The sequence below is a fragment of the Actinophytocola oryzae genome (genome assembly GCF_004364325.1).
Lineage (GTDB): Bacteria > Actinomycetota > Actinomycetes > Mycobacteriales > Pseudonocardiaceae > Actinophytocola > Actinophytocola oryzae.
Map to the genome: position 1 here is coordinate 87,361 of NZ_SOCP01000001.1, position 17,243 is coordinate 104,603.

Annotated in this window: 19 protein-coding genes; 6 read left to right on the plus strand and 13 right to left on the minus strand. The window is 72.2% G+C overall.

The window, feature by feature from the left end:
* Window positions 1-6 precede the first annotated feature (6 nt).
* Window positions 7-1,188, plus strand: coding sequence for a metal-dependent hydrolase family protein (locus tag CLV71_RS00350; protein WP_133900526.1), 1,182 nt, complete (start codon window positions 7-9; stop codon window positions 1,186-1,188).
* A gap of 33 nt (window positions 1,189-1,221) precedes the next feature.
* Here CLV71_RS00350 and CLV71_RS00355 read toward each other — a convergent pair whose 3' ends face one another.
* The 7 genes from CLV71_RS00355 to CLV71_RS00385 form a co-directional block, all read right to left on the minus strand.
* On the minus strand, window positions 1,222-2,424 hold the full coding sequence (locus CLV71_RS00355; RefSeq protein WP_133900527.1) for a serine hydrolase domain-containing protein: 1,203 nt from the start codon (window positions 2,422-2,424) through the stop codon (window positions 1,222-1,224).
* Window positions 2,425-2,554: 130 nt separating this feature from the next.
* Window positions 2,555-2,785 (minus strand): ferredoxin, encoded by a 231-nt coding sequence (locus tag CLV71_RS00360; RefSeq protein ID WP_133900528.1) that lies wholly within the window; start codon window positions 2,783-2,785, stop codon window positions 2,555-2,557.
* Window positions 2,782-3,918, minus strand: coding sequence for an NADH-ubiquinone oxidoreductase-F iron-sulfur binding region domain-containing protein (locus tag CLV71_RS00365; RefSeq protein WP_133900529.1), 1,137 nt, complete (start codon window positions 3,916-3,918; stop codon window positions 2,782-2,784). The genes CLV71_RS00360 and CLV71_RS00365 overlap by 4 nt, the downstream gene beginning before the upstream one ends.
* Window positions 3,915-4,472: a ferric reductase-like transmembrane domain-containing protein gene (locus CLV71_RS00370; RefSeq protein WP_133900530.1), complete on the minus strand. Its 558-nt coding sequence runs from the start codon at window positions 4,470-4,472 to the stop codon at window positions 3,915-3,917. Before CLV71_RS00370 ends, CLV71_RS00365 begins: the two co-directional genes overlap by 4 nt.
* Complete coding sequence (locus tag CLV71_RS00375; protein ID WP_133900531.1) at window positions 4,469-5,347, minus strand: FAD:protein FMN transferase; 879 nt, start codon at window positions 5,345-5,347, stop codon at window positions 4,469-4,471. Before CLV71_RS00375 ends, CLV71_RS00370 begins: the two co-directional genes overlap by 4 nt.
* On the minus strand, window positions 5,347-5,622 hold the full coding sequence (locus tag CLV71_RS00380; RefSeq protein WP_133900532.1) for a hypothetical protein: 276 nt from the start codon (window positions 5,620-5,622) through the stop codon (window positions 5,347-5,349). Before CLV71_RS00380 ends, CLV71_RS00375 begins: the two co-directional genes overlap by 1 nt.
* Before the next feature lie 3 nt (window positions 5,623-5,625).
* Window positions 5,626-6,162 (minus strand): hypothetical protein, encoded by a 537-nt coding sequence (locus CLV71_RS00385; protein WP_243866111.1) that lies wholly within the window; start codon window positions 6,160-6,162, stop codon window positions 5,626-5,628.
* Between the two features lie 280 nt (window positions 6,163-6,442).
* On the opposite strand from CLV71_RS00385, the gene CLV71_RS00390 reads away from it, so the two are divergent.
* From CLV71_RS00390 to CLV71_RS00410, 5 genes are read left to right on the plus strand one after another with little or no spacing between them, the layout of a single operon-like run.
* Entirely contained in the window at window positions 6,443-7,720 is a 1,278-nt protein-coding gene (locus CLV71_RS00390) for an ABC transporter substrate-binding protein (RefSeq protein WP_133900533.1), read from the plus strand.
* Complete coding sequence (locus tag CLV71_RS00395) at window positions 7,720-8,604, plus strand: carbohydrate ABC transporter permease (RefSeq protein WP_133900534.1); 885 nt, start codon at window positions 7,720-7,722, stop codon at window positions 8,602-8,604. Before CLV71_RS00390 ends, CLV71_RS00395 begins: the two co-directional genes overlap by 1 nt.
* Window positions 8,601-9,431 (plus strand): carbohydrate ABC transporter permease, encoded by an 831-nt coding sequence (locus tag CLV71_RS00400; protein ID WP_133900535.1) that lies wholly within the window; start codon window positions 8,601-8,603, stop codon window positions 9,429-9,431. Before CLV71_RS00395 ends, CLV71_RS00400 begins: the two co-directional genes overlap by 4 nt.
* Window positions 9,428-10,435 carry a LacI family DNA-binding transcriptional regulator gene (locus tag CLV71_RS00405; protein ID WP_243866113.1) on the plus strand — a complete coding sequence of 336 codons (1,008 nt, stop codon included), beginning with the start codon at window positions 9,428-9,430 and terminating at the stop codon, window positions 10,433-10,435. The genes CLV71_RS00400 and CLV71_RS00405 overlap by 4 nt, the downstream gene beginning before the upstream one ends.
* 19 nt (window positions 10,436-10,454) lie before the next feature.
* Entirely contained in the window at window positions 10,455-11,567 is a 1,113-nt protein-coding gene (locus tag CLV71_RS00410) for a glycoside hydrolase family 53 protein (protein ID WP_133900536.1), read from the plus strand.
* Window positions 11,568-12,501: 934 nt separating this feature from the next.
* Here CLV71_RS00410 and CLV71_RS00415 read toward each other — a convergent pair.
* The 6 genes from CLV71_RS00415 to CLV71_RS00440 all read right to left on the minus strand — a co-directional run bounded on the left by CLV71_RS00415 (window position 12,502) and on the right by CLV71_RS00440 (window position 17,243).
* Window positions 12,502-13,329 (minus strand): NPCBM/NEW2 domain-containing protein, encoded by an 828-nt coding sequence (locus tag CLV71_RS00415; RefSeq protein ID WP_133900537.1) that lies wholly within the window; start codon window positions 13,327-13,329, stop codon window positions 12,502-12,504.
* A gap of 102 nt (window positions 13,330-13,431) precedes the next feature.
* Entirely contained in the window at window positions 13,432-14,694 is a 1,263-nt protein-coding gene (locus CLV71_RS00420; RefSeq protein WP_133900538.1) for an NAD(P)/FAD-dependent oxidoreductase, read from the minus strand.
* A 71-nt stretch (window positions 14,695-14,765) separates the two neighbouring features.
* Window positions 14,766-15,365, minus strand: coding sequence for a hypothetical protein (locus CLV71_RS00425; protein ID WP_133900539.1), 600 nt, complete (start codon window positions 15,363-15,365; stop codon window positions 14,766-14,768).
* 8 nt (window positions 15,366-15,373) lie between these two features.
* Window positions 15,374-16,207, minus strand: a complete 834-nt coding sequence (locus tag CLV71_RS00430; RefSeq protein WP_133900540.1) for an EndoU domain-containing protein — start codon at window positions 16,205-16,207, stop codon at window positions 15,374-15,376.
* An 8-nt stretch (window positions 16,208-16,215) separates the two neighbouring features.
* Window positions 16,216-16,917, minus strand: a complete 702-nt coding sequence (locus CLV71_RS00435; RefSeq protein ID WP_133900541.1) for a WXG100 family type VII secretion target — start codon at window positions 16,915-16,917, stop codon at window positions 16,216-16,218.
* Complete coding sequence (locus tag CLV71_RS00440; RefSeq protein ID WP_133900542.1) at window positions 16,914-17,243, minus strand: type VII secretion target; 330 nt, start codon at window positions 17,241-17,243, stop codon at window positions 16,914-16,916. Before CLV71_RS00440 ends, CLV71_RS00435 begins: the two co-directional genes overlap by 4 nt.

A 17,243-nucleotide genomic window follows, 5' to 3' on the forward strand; every position in this document is an offset into this window, starting at 1 on the left:
GGTGCCATGAGCCTGTCGATTGTGAACGCCGCGGTCTTCGACGGCGAGTCCGCCGACCTCGTGGACGGCCCCGTGCACCTCGAGGACGGCCGGATCGTCGCTATCGGCGGGAGTTTCCGCGCGGACCGGGTCGTCGACGCGAGGGGTGGGACCGTCCTACCCGGACTGATCGACGCGCACTTCCACGCCTACGGCATCTCCCTCGACATGCTCGGGATCGAGGGACGGCCGCTCAGCTACGTGGCGCTCGCCGGTGCACGCAGGCTCGCTCGGACGCTGCGCCGCGGCTTCACCACGGTCCGCGACGTGGCGGGCGGTGACGCGGGCCTCGCGAAGGCGATCGACGAGCACCTCGTCCCGTCGCCGCGCTACCTCTACACCGGCGCGGCACTGAGCCAGACGGGCGGGCACGGCGACCCGCGCGGTGTCGACCTCGACGTCTGCGGGTGCCACGCCCACGCCACCGAGGTCGTCGACGGCGTCGACGCGGTACGCACCGCCGTGCGCGACCGGTTCCGCCGAGGCGCGCACGCGATCAAGATGATGACCTCCGGCGGCGTCATGTCCCTGTCCGACCCGATCCGCGTGCCGCAGTACTCGGCGGAGGAGATCCGCGCGGCCACCGAGGAGGCGGGCAGACGCGGCAGCTACGTCGCCGCCCACTCGTACTCGCCGGAGGCCATTCGGCACTCGGTGGCCAACGGCGTGCGCTCCATCGAGCACGGCAACCTCATGGACGAGCCGACCGCGGCGCTCATGGCGAGCCACAACGCCTTCCTGGTGCCGACCCTGGCGACCTACGACGCGATCTCCCGGCGTGGCAAGGAGGTCGGCCTCTCCCCGGTGTCGGCCCAGAAGAACCTCGAGGTGCTCGACGCGGGCGCGAAGGCGGTGCGGCTGGCCCGCGAGGCAGGCGTCCGGGTCGGCTTCGGCACCGACCTGATGGGGGAGCTGGAGGACGAGCAGCTCCACGGCATCCGCCTCCAGGTCGAGGTCGACGGCCCGCTCGACGCGCTGCGCTCGGCCACCTCGGTCAACGCGACCCTCGTCGGCCGCCCCGACCTCGGCCGCGTCCAGGTGGGCTGCGTGGCCGACCTGGTCGTCCTGCCGGGAAACCCGTTCGACACCCCGTCCCTGCTGTGGGGCGAGGACCGTACCGTGATCCAGGCAGGTCGCCCGGTTTCCTGAAGGGCCCCGGGAAGGGCCCTCCAGGAAGGGCCGTCAGGCCGCCAACGGCACGCCCAGCGTGCGGTCCGCGGGCGGGCTGTCACAGAACGCCGTGAGCAGCACGTTGTTCAGCGCCTCGATGACCCTGGCCGCCACGGCGGGGTCGTCGAGGTCCGCGTTGCCCGAGGTGAGCGACATCTCGATCCGTGTCGAGCGGTCCGGGGTCGTGAACATGAACGACTGGAACCCGTGGAGCCCACCCGTGTGTCCGAAGTGGACACCACCGCAGGTCGGGCCCGCGTCCAGCAGCTCCAACCCGAGGCCGTAGGGCGCGAACTGTGACGACGCGGTCATCTGCGCCAGCAGGTCCGGTGGCAGCAGCCGCCCGCCTGCGAGCGCCGAGACGAACGTGTCCAGGTCCCGGGTCGTGGAGATGATCTGCCCGGCCGAGTTGGCCCAGCTCGGGTTGACCCTGGTCGCGTCGACCACCGTGAGCGGTCCCCCGTCGCGGTAGGTGTAGTAGCCGTGCGCGTGCGGGTCCGGCAGTCCCGCCCAGTTGCCGGGGATCACCGTCCCACGCAGGCCGAGCGGCTCGATGACCCGCCGGCGCACCTGGAACTCCCACGGTGTGCCGGTCACCTTCCTGATCAGTTGCCCCGCGACGATGTAGTTCGTGTTGGAGTACGACCACGACGTTCCCGGCGCGAACCGTGCCGGCTTCGACAGCGAGACCGCGATCAGCTCGTCCGGGGTGTAGGACCTGAAGCGGTTGGCCACGAAGTCCGGCCCGAACAGGGGAATGCCCGGCTCGACGGTGCCGTCCGGGTGCCCCTCGCCCGTGTAGTTGAACAGGCCGCTCTCGTGGCGCAGCAGCATGCGCACGGTGATCCGCGGGTCGAAGCCGTACTGGGGCAGGTAGTCCGCGACCGGCCTGTCCAGCACCACCTTCCCCTCCCGGACCAGCTGCAGGACCACCGTCGACACGAACGACTTGGTGATGCTGCCGACCCGGAACCGACCGTTGGTCGCCACCCTGCCGCCGGACAGCTCACGCACGCCCGCCGAGCCCGTCCAGTCGCCCTGCTCGTCGTGGATGCGTAACTGCACGCCCGCGATGCCGGCTTCGGTCAGCGACGACATCGCCTGCCGCAGGTCGTTCCTGCCGTCTCCGGTCGCGTTCGCCGTGCCGCCGGTCAGACCCACGGCCAGCGTCGCGGCCAGCAGGACGCCGCCGATCTTCCTTCTGCTTACCCCCATCAGCGATCCCTTCGTGTCACGCGGGGGCCTGTCCCCCGACGCCAAGGGATACTGGCCCGCCACGGACACCGGCCACATCCCCGAAGCGGACGATGCCGGGTAGTCCGCGCGGATGACCCGCAGGCGCCGGTCAGCGCCGAACGTGCTGACGGGAGCCTTCGTCACCCAGCCGCAGCGCCAGGAGCGGGCACAGCGTGGTGGCCTTCTCCGCGTGCGAGGTGAGGTGGTCCGGCACCTCGACCGGTCCTTGCCGGTGGGGGATCGGGTATCCCCACGGGTCGCGGTCGAGGACCTCGGGCAGCAGCTCGACGCACAGTCCCCGCCCGTCGCAGGCGGTCCAGTCGATGTGCAGGCGGGTCATGGGTGCTCCTCGGTCGGGCAGTGGCCGTGTTCGTGGGCGGCGACCTCGGCGGCGAACGTGGCGAGCGTGCTGCGGACGAACCGCGCGGTGCCGTCGGGGTGGTGGCACGCGCCGCGGCCCGTCACCAGGCGGGCCAACCACTCCAGCCCTCGGGAGGAAGCCCGTCCCTCGGCGAGGGCCGCCATCGTCGCGGCGACCGCGGGCAGCCCGTTGAGGCACGGCCCGCACTGCTTCGCGTTCTGGTCGGCCAGGAAACGGGTCACCTCGGCGGCGAACCGGAGCGGGCAGCTGTCCGGCGGCAGCGCGTGGACGACGCCGGCGCCGGGAGTGCCGCCGAAGGGCGCCAGACCGGCGCGGGACAGGGGAGTCGGCCCGGCAGGCACCCACACCCCGTGGAAACCGCCGACCAGCACCACGCCGGAGGGCGCCAGCTCGTCGAGCGGGAGGCCGACCGGCACCTCGTGCACCCCTGGCGCGGCAACGTGTCCGCTGACCGTGACGAGCATCGTGCCCGGCTCCTCCCGCGTCCCGGTGCGGCGGAACCACGCGGGCCCGCGGCGCGCGATCATCGCGATGTGCGCGAGCGTCTCGACGTTGTGCACGACCGTCGGCCGACCGTCCACTCCGGACACCGGGACGGGTGTGGTGCGGAACCGGGGCAGCGCGGGACGTCCCTCGATCGCGGCGACCACCGAGGACTCCTCGCCCGCGACGAACCATTCCGGCGCGTGCACGACCCGGACCGGCACGCGGTCCCGGCGGTCCTCGACCACGACCTCCTCGGGCGCGTACAGGTAGGCCTCGGTCGCGCCGACCGCCTCCGCCACGAGCTGCAACCCGTCGAGCACCAGGTGCGGGTTGGTCCGCAGCAACGCCATGTCCTTGCGGCTCAGGGGCTCGCCCTCCGCGCCGTTGGCGACCACGACCGGCGCCTGACCACCGACCGCGGCGGCCGCCTTGCGCCACGCGGGAAAGCCCGCACCGCCCCGGCCGGTGAGCCCGGCCGTCTCGAGTTCGGCGACGAGCCGCCCCGGGCCGCCACGCCAGGGGATCGGGCCGCTGCGTGCGCGGTGGGCGGCGAGTGTGGGAGTGTCGGCGCCGAGCAGCATGCCGGTGTCGGTCGAGGCGGTCATCGGGACATCTCCAGGGGGATCGGGTGCTCGGTGAAGCTCGTCGACAGCCGCCACGACAGCGCGCACGCGACCACGACCGAGCACACGCCCGCGAGGACGAGGAACCACACCGTGCCCGCGTCGCTGCCCGCGCCGAGCGCGTGCACGAGCGCGACCGGCCACGAGACGTAGGCGCTCCAGTGGATCGCCCGCCACGTGCGGTGTCCGATCCGGTGGCGCAGCAGGCTCGTGACCACGACTGCCGCCAGCAGGTCCAGCGTGAGCGTGCCCAGCCCGACCCAGAACGGCGCGTACCCGGCGAGGAACGGGAACACGGTGTCGACGACGGCCAGCTGCGCGTACGGGTCGAACAGCAGCAGGACCACGTGCAGCACCAGGAAGACCGCGGCCAGCAGGCTCGTGTTGCGGTGCAGTGCCGCGACCGCGAACCTCGGCAGCCACGGCGCGGGCCGCCCGGACCGCGTGCCGATGCCGAGCGTGACGGAGACCGTCAGCAGCACCAGCGCCACGACACCGGACCCGCGCCCGAGGTACCAGAGAGCGTCGGTGCTCATGACGGCCACCCGCCGAGCACATGCACCCGGCCCGCCCTGTCGACGAGGCGCGCGGCCACGCCAGCACGGCTCAGCGCACCGACCGCGTCCGCGCCGCGGACCAGGCTCGCCGTGCTGTGCGTGTTGGCGACGACACAGGTGTCGGCGGCGACGGTGACACTGCGCCAGACCCGGTTCGACGGCATGCCGGTGCGTGGGTCGAGGACGTGGTGGAGCAGCAGCCCGCCACGCCGCCAGCTCCTGCTGGTCGTGCTCGACGTGGCCATCGCGGTGCCCGGCGTGACCCGGACCGTGGTCTCCGGGTCGGTCGGGCGGTCCCGCACGTGGATCCGCCAGTGCGGTGCCGGGCCCGCGGTCGCGATGTCACCGCCCAGCTCCACGAGGACGCCGGTGCCGAGGCGGTCGGCGACCAGCCGGGCGCAGCGGTCCGCGGTCAGCGCCTTCGCCGTCGCACCGAGGTCGAGCCGCGTGCCCGGCGGGACGGTGAGCGTGCGCCCGGCCAGCCCCACGTCCCGCCACGACGTCGTGCGCCCCACCCGGGTCCGGACCGCGGGCCCGTCCCGGACCTCGGCGATGTCCCGGTCGTAGCCGAGGCGTGCCAGGTCCGCACCCAGTGTCGGGTCCACGTCGCCGCCGGACCGCGTCGCCGCGGCCAGCGCCGCGCCGACCAGCTCCGCGAGCAGCGGGCTCACCGTCACCGGCCCACCCTCCCGCTCGGCACGCGCCAGCTCGGAGTCCTCGCGGAACCGGCTGCACGCCGCGTCGACCGCGGCCAGCTCCGCCTCGACCAGCTCCCGCGCCGGGGCGAGGGCGTCCGCCTCGGTGACCACGACGCTCGCGCTGGTGCTCCACACCCGCCACCGTGCCGTCGCCATCACGATCCTCCCGAGCCCGCGTCGGCGCCGCCGCCCGACGTGTCGCCGGAGACGCCGCCGCTGTAGTCGCCGCCGTTCCGCGACGTGCCCGAGTCGTCCGAGGACGAACTGTCCGAAGAGGACGACGAGCCGCCGGAGGTACCCGAGGTGCCCGAGCTGTCCGACTGGTCGCCGACCGTGCACGCCACCGCGACCGTGCCCACGATGCCCGCGACGGCGACGGCCGCGGTCACGCCCGCGATCCTGCGCAGTCCCTGCTGCCGTGTACTCGTCATGGCCTAGCTGCCCTGCTGGGCGGGCGGATGACCCAGCTGGCCGGTGCCCGCCTCGGCGAGCGACTCGGCGGTCGCGGTGTCGCCGGACACGGTCGCGACGATCATCACGTCGTCCCCGGTCGCGATGCTCGACAGGTCCGTGGCGCCGTCGCCGACCACCGTGTCCGAGTCGATCACGTACGTCCTGGTGTAGCCGTCGTCGCTCTTCGCCGTGATGGACGTGTCGCTGACCGCGATCACCTCGCCGTTCTGCGTCAACTCCGTGCCGTAGCCGCCGTTCCCGTCCGACACCACGTACTCGCCGTGCAGTGCCTGGGAAATCCCGCCGCCTCCCGGGCCGCCGCCCATGCCTCCCGGCCCGCCCGTGCCGCCACCCGGCCCCTGCTGTGAGGCCGAGGAGGACGTCGAGTCACTGGCCGCGTAGACGGCGACCGTGCCCGCACCGGCGATCCCGACCGCGACGGCGACCGCGATCACCAGCTTCCTTACCGGCCACCGGCGTTCCGGCTCGGCGCTCCGCGCGCCCCATTCGGTCGACATGCTGCCGCACTCCTCGTCTCGGTTGGCGGCCGTGGCGCCGCCCGTGACCTCAACACAAGGCGGCCCGGCTGTGTGCCCGCTGTGCGTGCGGCCGGGTCTCGCTGTGTTGCGCTTCCCGTGGTCACCCGGCCACGGGGAGTCGATGCTGTGAGCGCTCACAGTCCACCACGTTGCCGCTGGCCACGAGGTATGGGCCTTGACACGCTCACGGGAAGCACCAAAACTGGGAGCGCTCACAACTCCTCAACCACTCCGCAACGACGCGAAACGAGGCCGTGTGATGCGTTCCCTGCTCCCTGGGTTGGTGCTGCTCGCGACCGTCTTGTCCGGTTGCTCCTCGGGTGGGTCGGACGACGGCGGCAAGGTCGAGCTGACCTTCTGGACCTGGGCGACCGACATCGAGAAGGTCGTCGACAGGTGGAACGCCACCCACCCGGACATCCACGTCACCGTGAGCCGCCAGTCGCAGGGCGACGAGCTGGTCACCAAGGTGCTGACCGCCGCCAAGGCAGGCAACGCGCCGGACCTGTTCCAGGCCGAGTACCAGGCGCTCCCGACCTTCGTCAGCAACGACGCGGTCGCCGACCTCGCCCAGTACGCCGGTGACGCGAAGGACGCGTTCGCGGGCGGTGTCTGGCAGCAGGTCACCCTCGGCACCGAGGGGGTGTACGCGATCCCGCAGGACAGCGGCCCGATGATGCTCTACTACCGCGCGGACCTCTTCACGCAGTACGGCCTGACCGTGCCCAGGACCTGGGACGAGTTCGCCCAGACCGCCCGCACACTGCGCGCGAAGACCACCACGAGCCACCTGACCACGTTCTCCGCCAACGATCCCGGCTGGTTCGCCGGGCTCGCGCAGCAGGCGGGTGCGCAGTGGTGGAAGGTCGGCGGCGACACCTGGACCGTCGGCATCGACGACGAGCCGACGAGGAAGGTCGCCGACTACTGGGGCGGCCTCGTCGCCGAAGGTGTGATCGACGACAGGCCCATGTACACCCCGGAGTGGAACAAGGCGCTGGGCGACGGCACGCTCCTCGCCTGGCCCAGCGCGATCTGGGCGCCGGGCGTGCTGGGCGACGTCGCGGCCGGCACCCGGGGCAAGTGGGCGATGGCGCCGTTGCCGCAGTGGTCGGCAGGCGAGAACCGCACCGGCAACTGGGGCGGCTCGTCGACCGCGGTGTCCGCGAAGTCGGCGCACGTCGAGGCGGCGGCCGAGTTCGCGGTCTGGCTCGACACCGATCCGGAGGCGACGGCGGGGCTCGTGACCGAGGGCGCGCTCTACCCGGCCGCCCGTGACGGCCAGTCCGGTCCCGCGCTGGCCGAACCGCCCGCGTTCATGCCCAACCAGCCGGACTTCTACGTCACGGCCAAGGACATCGCCGACACCGCGGCCGGCTGGACCTGGGGCCCCGACGTGAACGTCACCTACCAGACCTACAAGGACGCCTTCGGCAGGGCGATCACCGACCGGACGCCCTTCGCCGACGCCGTCGCCTCGATGCAGAAGTCCACGGTGGACGACATGCGCAGGACCGGCTTCAAGGTCGAGGAGTAGTGCCCGGGCGGCCCGGCAGGCGCGCGGTGCCGTACGTGTTCCTCGCGCCCGCGATCCTGTTGTTCACCCTCACCGTGCTGGTGCCGGTCGGGTACACGGTGTACCTGTCGCTGCACCGGGCGAAGGTGAGCGGGCTCGGCCTCGGGCGCGGTGCCCGCACGGAGGTCTTCGCCGGCCTGAGCACCTACCGGGAAGCCCTGGCACAGCCCGAGTTCTGGCGCGGCGCGCTGCGGGTGCTCGCCTACGGCGCGGTGCTCGTGCCCACCATGATCGGACTGGCGCTGCTGTTCGCGCTGCTGCTCGACCGGCCGAAGGTGCGGTTCGCGCGGTTCAGCCGGCTGTCGATCTTCCTGCCGTACGCGGTACCCGGCGTGGTGGCGAGCGTGCTCTGGGGCTTCCTCTACCTGCCCTCGCTCACCCCGCTGCCGGTACCGGACGGCCTGCTGGGACCCGGGTTGCTGTTCGCGGTGGCCAACATCGGGCTGTGGGGCGGGGTCGGGTTCAACACGGTCGTGATCCTCACGTCGCTGCGGGCGATTCCCGCCGAGGTGTACGAGTCGGCACGGCTGGACGGCGCGAGCGAGCGGCAGATCGCGTTGCGGGTCAAGACACCGCTCGTGCTGCCCGCGCTGATCATGACGAGCATCTTCACGGTGATCGCCACGCTGCAGGTGTACACCGAGCCGACCACCCTGCAGCCGCTGACCAACGCGCTGCCGTCGACGTGGACGCCGCTGATGAAGATCTACAGCGACGCGTTCGTGCGGGGCGACATCCACTCCGCCGCGGCGGGCTCGGTCGTCGTCGCCGCGGTGACGTTGACGCTCTCACTGGCGTTCCTGCGCGTGATCGCGAGGCGCGCGTTCGCGGGGGAGGAGCGGTGACCCGGCCCGGTCGGCTCGCCTCGGTGATCCTGCTGTTCGGCGCGGCGTACTGCCTGCTGCCGGTGGCGTGGGTGGTGATCGCCGCGACCAAGGGCACCTCGGAGCTGTTCAGCTCCTCGACGTTCGTGCCGGGCAGCGCGTTGTTCGACAACATCTCGCGGCTCGCCACCTACCGGGACGGGCTGTTCTGGCGGTGGGCGGCCAACACCGCGCTGTACGCGGGGGTCGGCGCGGCGCTGTCGGCCGGCCTGTCCGGCCTGAGCGGCTACACGCTCGCGAAGTACACGTTCCCCGGCCGTGGCGTGGTCTTCAACGTGCTGCTGGCCGGGATCCTCGTGCCGGGCGTGGTGCTGGCGGTGCCGCAGTACCTGCTGCTGGCCAAGCTCGGGCTCGCCGACACGTACCTCTCCGTGCTGCTGCCCGGCATCGTCAGCCCGTTCGGCATCTACCTCGCCAGGGTGTACTCGGCGGCGGCCGTGCCGGACTCGGTCATCGAGGTCGCGCGGACCGACGGCGCCGGGGAGCTGCGGATCTTCCTGACCGTGGCGCTGCCGATGATGGTGCCGGGACTCGTGACCGTGTTCCTGTTCCAGTTCGTCGCGATCTGGAACAACTTCCTGCTGCCCTACATCATGCTCGGCGACGACCGGAAGTTCCCGCTCACGGTCGGCCTGGTCACGATGCTCAAGCAGGGCAACGCCCAGCCCGCGCTGTACAACCTGGTGATCACCGGCGCGTTGCTGTCGGTCCTGCCGCTGGTGGCGTTGTTCCTGACACTGCAACGGTACTGGCGGATCGACCTGATGACCGGGGCGGTGAAGGGGTGAGCAGGCTGCGGCGCAGACGCCCGACGATGGACGACGTGGCCCACGCCGCCGGCGTCTCGCGGGGCACGGTGTCGCGTGCGCTCAACGGCGGCCGCAACGTCAGCGGGGCCGCGCAGGCGGCGATCGACAAGGCCGTCCGCCAGACCGGCTACGTGGTCAACCCCCACGCGAGAAGCCTTGCCACACAACGGGCGATGTCGGTGGCGTTCGTGCTCTCCGAGCCGCAGGACCGGCTGTTCGAGGACCCCAACTTCCACCTGCTGCTCCACGGCTGCACACAGGCCCTGGCGGACAACGACGTCACGGTCCTGCTGACCCTCGCGGGCACCTCGGAGGAACGCAAGCGGGTGAGCCGGTTCGTGACCGCCGGTCACGCTGACGGCGTGCTGCTCGTGTCCACGCACCGGGGTGACCCGATCGTCGACGAGCTGCTGGCACAGGACGTGCCGGTCGTGGTGTGCGGCCGCCCGCTCGGCCACGAGCGCGACGTGTCCTATGTGGCCGCCGACGACCGCGACGGCGCCCGCCAGATGGTCACCTACCTCAGGTCCCAGGGCTACCGGCGCATCGGCGTGGTCACCGGACCGCCGGACACGCCGGGCGGCGTCGACCGCCTCGCCGGGTACCGGGACGTGCTCGGCGACGTGCCCGAGTCGCTCGTGGTCTCCGGGGACTACACGCAGGCGAGCGGCGAGGCCGCCCTGCACCGGCTGCTGGCACAGGCGTCCGACGTGGACGCCGTGTTCGTCGCCTCCGACCTGATGGCCGCCGGCGCGCTGGCGGCACTGCGCAGGACCGGCCGCCGCGTCCCCGAGGACGTGGCGGTGGCCGGCTTCGACGACTCGAGAATCGCGGCGGCCTGCCACCCGCCGCTGACCACGATCCGCCAGCCGTGGGCACGGATCAGCACTGAGATGGCACGACTGCTGCTGCGCCTCGTCGAAGGTGACGAGAACGCCGCGGTGATCCTGCCCACGGAGCTGGTGATCAGGGAGTCAGCGTGAATCCACAAAGGAGTGAGCGATGCGCAGGCGAACCCTTCTGGCCGCCCCCCTGGCGGCCGCGTTCGGCACACTGGTGGTGCCACCCGCTTTCGCGGCGACCGGCCCACGCATCCGGGGCGCCGACATCTCCTTCACCCTGCAGGAGGAGTCTGCCGGGAAGTCCTATCGGGACAGCGGAACGGTCAGGCCGATCGAGCAGATCCTGGCCGGCCGCGGCTCGAACTACGTGCGGCTGCGTGTGTGGAACTCGCCGCCGTCGGGCTACAGCACGCTGTCCTCGGCCCTGACCCTGGGCCGCCGGGCGCAGCAGGCAGGCCTGCGGATCCTGCTGGACCTGCACTACTCGGACTTCTGGGCCGACCCGAGCAAGCAGGCGACCCCGTCGGCGTGGTCCGGCCAGAACCTGTCCACCCTGGCGACGACCGTCCGCAACTACACCCGCGACGCGGTCTCCGCCTTCTCGCGCCAGGGCAGCCCGGTGTCGATGGTCCAGGTGGGCAACGAGATCACCAGCGGCATGCTGTTCCCGCTCGGCCAGATCTACCGCTCCGACGGCGAACACTGGTCGGAGTTCGCGACGCTGCTCAAGGCCGGTATCGCGGGCGCGCGTGACGCAGGCGCCCCGTCGATCATGGTCCACATCGACCGGGGCGGCGACAACGGCGGCTCGCGGTACTTCTACGACCGCATCGTGGCCCAGGGCGTGTCGTTCGACGTCATCGGGCTGTCGTACTACCCGTTCTGGCACGGTTCGCTGTCGGCGCTGCGGTCCAACCTGAACGACCTGTCCTCCCGCTACGGCAAGGACCTCGTCCTCGCGGAGACGTCCTACCCGTGGACGCTGGGCAACGGCGACAGCCTCGGCAACTTCATCACGTCGACGAGCCAGCTCCCGGACGGTTCCCGGTTCCCGGCGACGCAGTCCGGTCAGGCGGCCTACTTCGAGGAGCTGCGCAACGTCCTGGCCGCCGTCCCCGGCTCGCGCGGCGCCGGTTTCTTCGACTGGGAACCGGGTTGGCTCCCCGGCGTCGGCTGGTCGCCCGGCGAGGGCAACCCGAACGACAACCTCACGATGTTCGACTGGTCGGGCAACGCACTGCCGTCCCTGCAGGGCTTCCGCGCGGGCTCGTAGCTCACGCGGGGTCGCGGGGGCATCACGGTCGCCGCCCGCTGGCCCGCGACGATGCACCGGAGGTCCACGTCCTGCTCGAGCACCGGCGGCTCGTCGAGCAGGAAGGTGCCCGCGGTCACGAGGAACGTCCTGATGACCGCGTCACTGCCCTTCTTGGTCAGCGGCGCCTGGTAGAGCAGGTAACGCGCGGTCTGCCAGGCGCCGACGTCGTGCGGGGCGGCGTCCCCGAGCACGGTCATGGCGACCTCGAACAACCGCGCCCGGTTGGCGTCCGGCGCGGTGACGGCGTAGACCGGGTCCCCGCCGGTCTCGATCCGGCTCGCGTCGACACCGCGCCGCGCGATCCGCCTGACGAGGTCGGCGGCGACCCGCCGCGCGGCGGCCCCGCGCACCAGGCTGTTCCCGACGATCGTCGTGCCGTCGGGCAGCGTGACGAGGTTGCGCAGCGTGTCCCCGTCATGGCGCTCGGCGGCGAACCGGTCGAGCGCCACCTGCCCGTACCGCACCGTGATCCGGAGCGCCGGGGTGGCCAGCCCACCCCGGTAGGTCCGGCTTTCCCCGTGCCAGAACGGTTTCTCCCGGAGCCGACCCACGTACCCGAGCCGGTCGTAGTTCGGGCCGCCCTCGTCGATGCTCAGCAGGTACCGGTCGGGCTCGTCGGCCAGCCCGACCCCGACGCGTCGCCGCGTGCGGTGCGCGAGGTCCGCGCGCCACCGCGTGATCGCCTCGTAGGCCGCGCGGAACGCCGCGGCCCTGCCCTGCCGCGACCACGCGGTCCGCAGCGCGTCGGCCAGCGGCGGGAGCGTCGCCATCGCGGCCCGCACGTGCTCGTGCGCGAACTCCCGGATCCGCGCGACCTCCGTCTCGTCGTTGGTGTGCAGGGCGAAGTGCGGCGTCGGGAAGCTCGCCGGGGTGATGGCCGTCATGCGCTCGGTCATGGGTGCACCACCGGGCTCGCCCACGCCAGGTCCGGTTGGCCGCTGTCGGGGCGGTGCGCGGCGAGGGTGAGCGTCAGCACGTCGGTCACGTCGACCGTCAGGGGCAGCGGGTCGCCGGGGGTGACGGAGGACTGCGCGAGGGTGCGGCCGTCGCCGGTGACCGTGAACAGGACGTCGCGTGCCGAGGTGGCGGGCAGGGCGGCGACGATCGTGTCGAGCCGACGGTAGCGCATGGCGAGGCGGAAGCTGATCGATCCGGCGTAGGGACCGAACACGATGCTGTCGCCGTGGAGGGTGCCGTCGATCTCGGTCGTGCCGAGGCGGATGCCGGGGGAGCGGGCCGAGGGCGGGAGGGTGGTCAGGAACAGCGAGCCGGACGGTTGCGCGACGTACCGGCGAACCTCCCGGACCAGGCGGTCCAGGCCTGCGTCACCGGGGTGGAAGTCCAGGTGCGGCCGGTCGGCGAGGGCCGCGATCGGCGCCGGGAGGTCGGCGGCGGCGAGCGGGCCGCGGCCGGTGGTGAGGACCTGGATGACCGGGCGGTCCTCCCGCAGCGCGTGCGCGATCTCCGCGCGGACCCAGTCGTCGGGGTCGTCGATGCGGTGGCCGGTCAGCCAGTGGTGTCCGACGACGACGAGCATCACCGCGCAGCCTGCCGCCTCCGCCGCCAGCGTCGGCGGGAACGGGGTGCCGCCGTGCATCGCGCGGCTCGACCGGAACACCCGGTCCACACCGAGCACCCGGCACAGTTTCTGGTCGATCAGCTCCGCCGTGTTCTCGGCGTCGCCGAGGCGGAAGTTGACGAATGCCCTACCGGACACCATGCCTCCCGTTCCCCGGCGGCCGGACCGACCTCAAGGATGCGTCACGGGCATGGACGAGGAACGGACTGATCGTGGACGATACAAGGACAAAGTGGTCCCGAGTCAGCTCACCGCGTGGAGGAACCGGTAGAACGCGCCGGCCGCCGGGAGGAACCACGGCGTGCCGAAGTGCCCCGGCACCGCGCGGAACGGAAGGTCCCGCCAGATGTTGGCGCTCACGTCGCCGGTGAGCACCTGGGCCATCACCTTGCCCATGTGGGTGGCCATCTGCACGCCGTGGCCGCTGTAGCCGACGGAGTAGTGGATCCCGTCGCGCTCGCCCGCGTGGACCATGCGGTCGAGCGTCATGTCGACGAGCCCGCCCCAGCAGTAGTCGACACGCACGCCGGACAGCTGGGGGAACACCGTCGTCAGGTCACGCAGCAGGATCCGCCCGCTGCGCAGGTCGGAGTCCCGGTCCGACAGGGCGAACCGCGCCCGGCCGCCGAACAGCAGCCGGTTGTCGGGCGTGATCCGGAAGTAGTGCAGGAGCCGCCTGCTGTCCGACGCGACACGACGGTTCGGCAACAGGCCGGCCACCGTCGTCCCGTCGAGCGGCTCGGTGACCACCACGAAGCTGCCGACCGGCACGATCCGCCGCCGCAGCCACGGCGTCAGCGCGCCGGTGTAACCACTCGTGGCCACCACGACGCGCCCGGCGCGGACGGTGCCGAGGTCGGTGCGCACGTCGCGTCCGGCCAGCTCGACCACCCGGCACCGCTCGTGGATCGACACCCCGCGCCTCACCGCGGCGCGGGCGAGCCCGGCGGTCAGCCGTCCGACGTGGACGGCCGCACCCAGCGGGTCGACCATCGCGCCGTGGTAGTGGTCGCTGCCGATCTCCTCGTGCAGGGCGGACCTCGGCACGAGCGTGACGTCCTGGCCCGCGAGGGAGCGCATCAGCTCGGCCGCACGTTCGAACGCCGCGTAGTGACCGGGTTTGGCGGCGAGGGACAGTCGGCCGGGCCGCTCGAACGAGCAGTCGATCTCCTCGGCCGCGACGAGGTCCTCGACGGTGTCGATGGCGTCGTTGTAGGCCCGGAACATCGCCACGGCACGGGTCGCCCCGTAGCGGTGCACGGCCGAGGGGAACCCGACGGCGAGACCGGGCGTGGCCATGCCACCGTTGCGTCCGGACGCACCCCAGCCGACCGTGTTCGCCTCGAGCAGAGCCACGTCGACACCAGCGCGGGCCAGGTGCAGGGCGGTCGAGAGCCCGGTCAGGCCGGCGCCGACGACCACGACGTCCGCCCGCGCGGGCAGCTCCCGCCGACGGAAGTCACCGGCCGGGGTCGCGGTGTCCAGCCAGTACGACAGGAGCTTCACACCTGCCGACGATCACCGGTCCCGGCGGGGTTGTCAACGCGGGTGTTCGTCGGGCGTGCGCAGCCCGGCCGCTAGGCGCGCCACACCTCGTGCGCGGCAGTCAGCACGGCGGCCTGGTACCGGGGTAGCGGCCCGCCCTCGACCACCACCTCGACCGGCCACCTCGACCGCAGGTCCACCCACAGCCGCGAGCTGAGACCCGAGTACGCCAGCAGCTCGTCCGTCCCCGACTCCACCTGCGCCACGTAAACCCAGCCGGACCCGTTCGCCTCCGGCGCACCGGGCAGCGGCTCCCGCCAGGCACGGCGCAACCGCCGGCCGCCGTGCCTGGGCACCTCCGCCGACAGCACCCGATCGGCCGCCGCCGGATCCGGTCCGCCCACCGGCCCGGACGGGCCGAAGCGGTAGGCCGGCGCGGGCTCCGACTCGACGACCCGGACCGCCGCCAGGTCCGAGCTGTCCGGGTCCTCCAGAACCGACCGGATCAGCTCGTGCTCCTCACGCGTCACGCCGACGCCCTCGTACGCCAGCCCCAGCAGCAGTGCGGACTCGGCCAGCTCCGGCTCGCCGCCGGCGAAGTGCCCCCGCACCGCGCCCAGCGTCTCGTCGGACAGCCGCCCGGCCAGCCGGGCGCACACGGCCGTGACCGTGGCGTAGGTCTGGACATCCATTCCGGTCACTACTTCTTCGGCTTGGGTGGCGTGATGTCAGTGGTGGTGACGTTGCCCGACGCGTCCTGCACGACCCTGATGACCTTGTCCCCCTTCGGCCCTTCCCACGTCCAGCTGCCGTCGCCGCCGGCGTCCGGGTTGCTGTAGTGCGGCGGGTTGCTCATCGGGATGCCCTTCGGGGCCGGGTTCGGGGCGGGCGGGTTGGTGATCACGCCCGGGTCCGCGCCGTTGGGCGGGTACGCGGTGCGGATCTCGCCGTTGGCGAGGACCGTCGTCTTGACCGTGACGCCGTCGACGACGCCGGTGTAGTCGTAGGCCCACGCCGGGTCGCCGTTGGCGTCCTTGGTCGGGTACGGGCCCTTCGACGGCGGACCGGACTGGGTGACCTGGTGCGCGGCGTCGAGGATCTTGGCCTTGTCCCAGCTCTTCGGGAACTCGGTCTTCTTCGAGAACCCGGTGCCCGCGAGGTGACCGCCCTGCCGACCACCGTCGCCCGTGATGATGTGTGTCTCGGACTCCGGGGTGTGCGCGATGTCGGTGTTCTTCGGCGGGGTGGTCGGCGCGGGCGGGTAGCCCTTCGGCGGCGGCTTGGCGGCCGGGGTGGTGGTGCTCGACCCACCGGCGGTCGGGCTCGGCGGACGCCCGGCCTCCGCCGCCTTGCCGGTGGCGTCCATCGCGCTGGTCATGCCCTTGCTCGCGTCGATGCCACCGTGCACCGTCGACGGTTTGCCGGACGTCGACCCGTCGCCGCCGGAGCCGGTCCCGTCGTGCGGTTTGCCGGTGCTGCCGTCACCCCCTTCGGAGTGGCCGCCGCCGTGCGGTCCCTTGGGTTTGGGCGTCAATGTCCTGCCTAGTCGTTGAGAAGCTTGGTGAGGTTGGTCAGGCTGGTGATCAACGCGCCCGTGTAGGTCAGGATGCGGCCCACCCACTTGACGATCGCGGCCACGATCTGCGAGGCGATCACCGGGATCGTGACCACGAAGATGGCCTCCGCCGCCCAGACGATCACACGGGCCACGAGGTCGGCGATGAGGTCGCGCACGATGTCCCTGGTGAACGACACCAGGCCACCTGCGCCCTCCGTGGCCACCGCCATCGCCGCCGCCGTGGCGGACAGACCCCCGATGGCGTCGGTGTTGTTGGCCATCAGCTTCTGGTAGGAGTCCGAGGCGGCTCCGGTCCAGCCCGGCAGGTCGTCCTGCAGGTGGGTCTGGAGGTCGGTGGCGATGCTGTTCAGCTCGGTCGCGATGTTGTTCCAGGTCGCGGCGTGCGAGGTGACCACGTCCGGCTTGCCGGTGAGCTCGTCGAGCATCTCCCGCAGCGGCTGGAAGTACTCCATGGCCCAGCCGAGGCCGTTGGCCAGCAGCGCGCTGATGGGGTCCATGACCGTCGCCGCGACCTCGACGCCGAGGCCCGCGCCCGCCAGCACGCCGTCGACCCAGTTCTCGCTCTTGATGGACTGGACCAGGCCCTCGATGCTGTCGCCGAGACTGGACCCGGTCCACGCCTGCCGCGACGACTGGACCGGCGCGACGAGGGAGCCGTCGGTCATCGCTGCGCTCCCGGCAGTTCCTGCTGGATCTGGGTCATCGTGTCGGCCGCCGTGGTGTCCGTGGCGTTGTACTCGTCGGCGCTGTCGCGCAGGTTCTGCGCGACCATGCCCAGGTTCTCCTCGACGTAGGCGACCAGCTCGTCCTGCCTGCTGTGGCGTCCCTCCAGGACGCCGGAGATCCACCCGCAGAGCAGGCCGTACGCCTGGTCGTCCTGCGCGATGTGCGCGCTCGCGGCCTTGACCGCGGCGAAGCGCTGTTTGAGGGTCTCGAGGTTGTCCGCGTGCGTACGGAGCTGCTGCGGGTCAACCGTGTAGCTGTCGGCCAC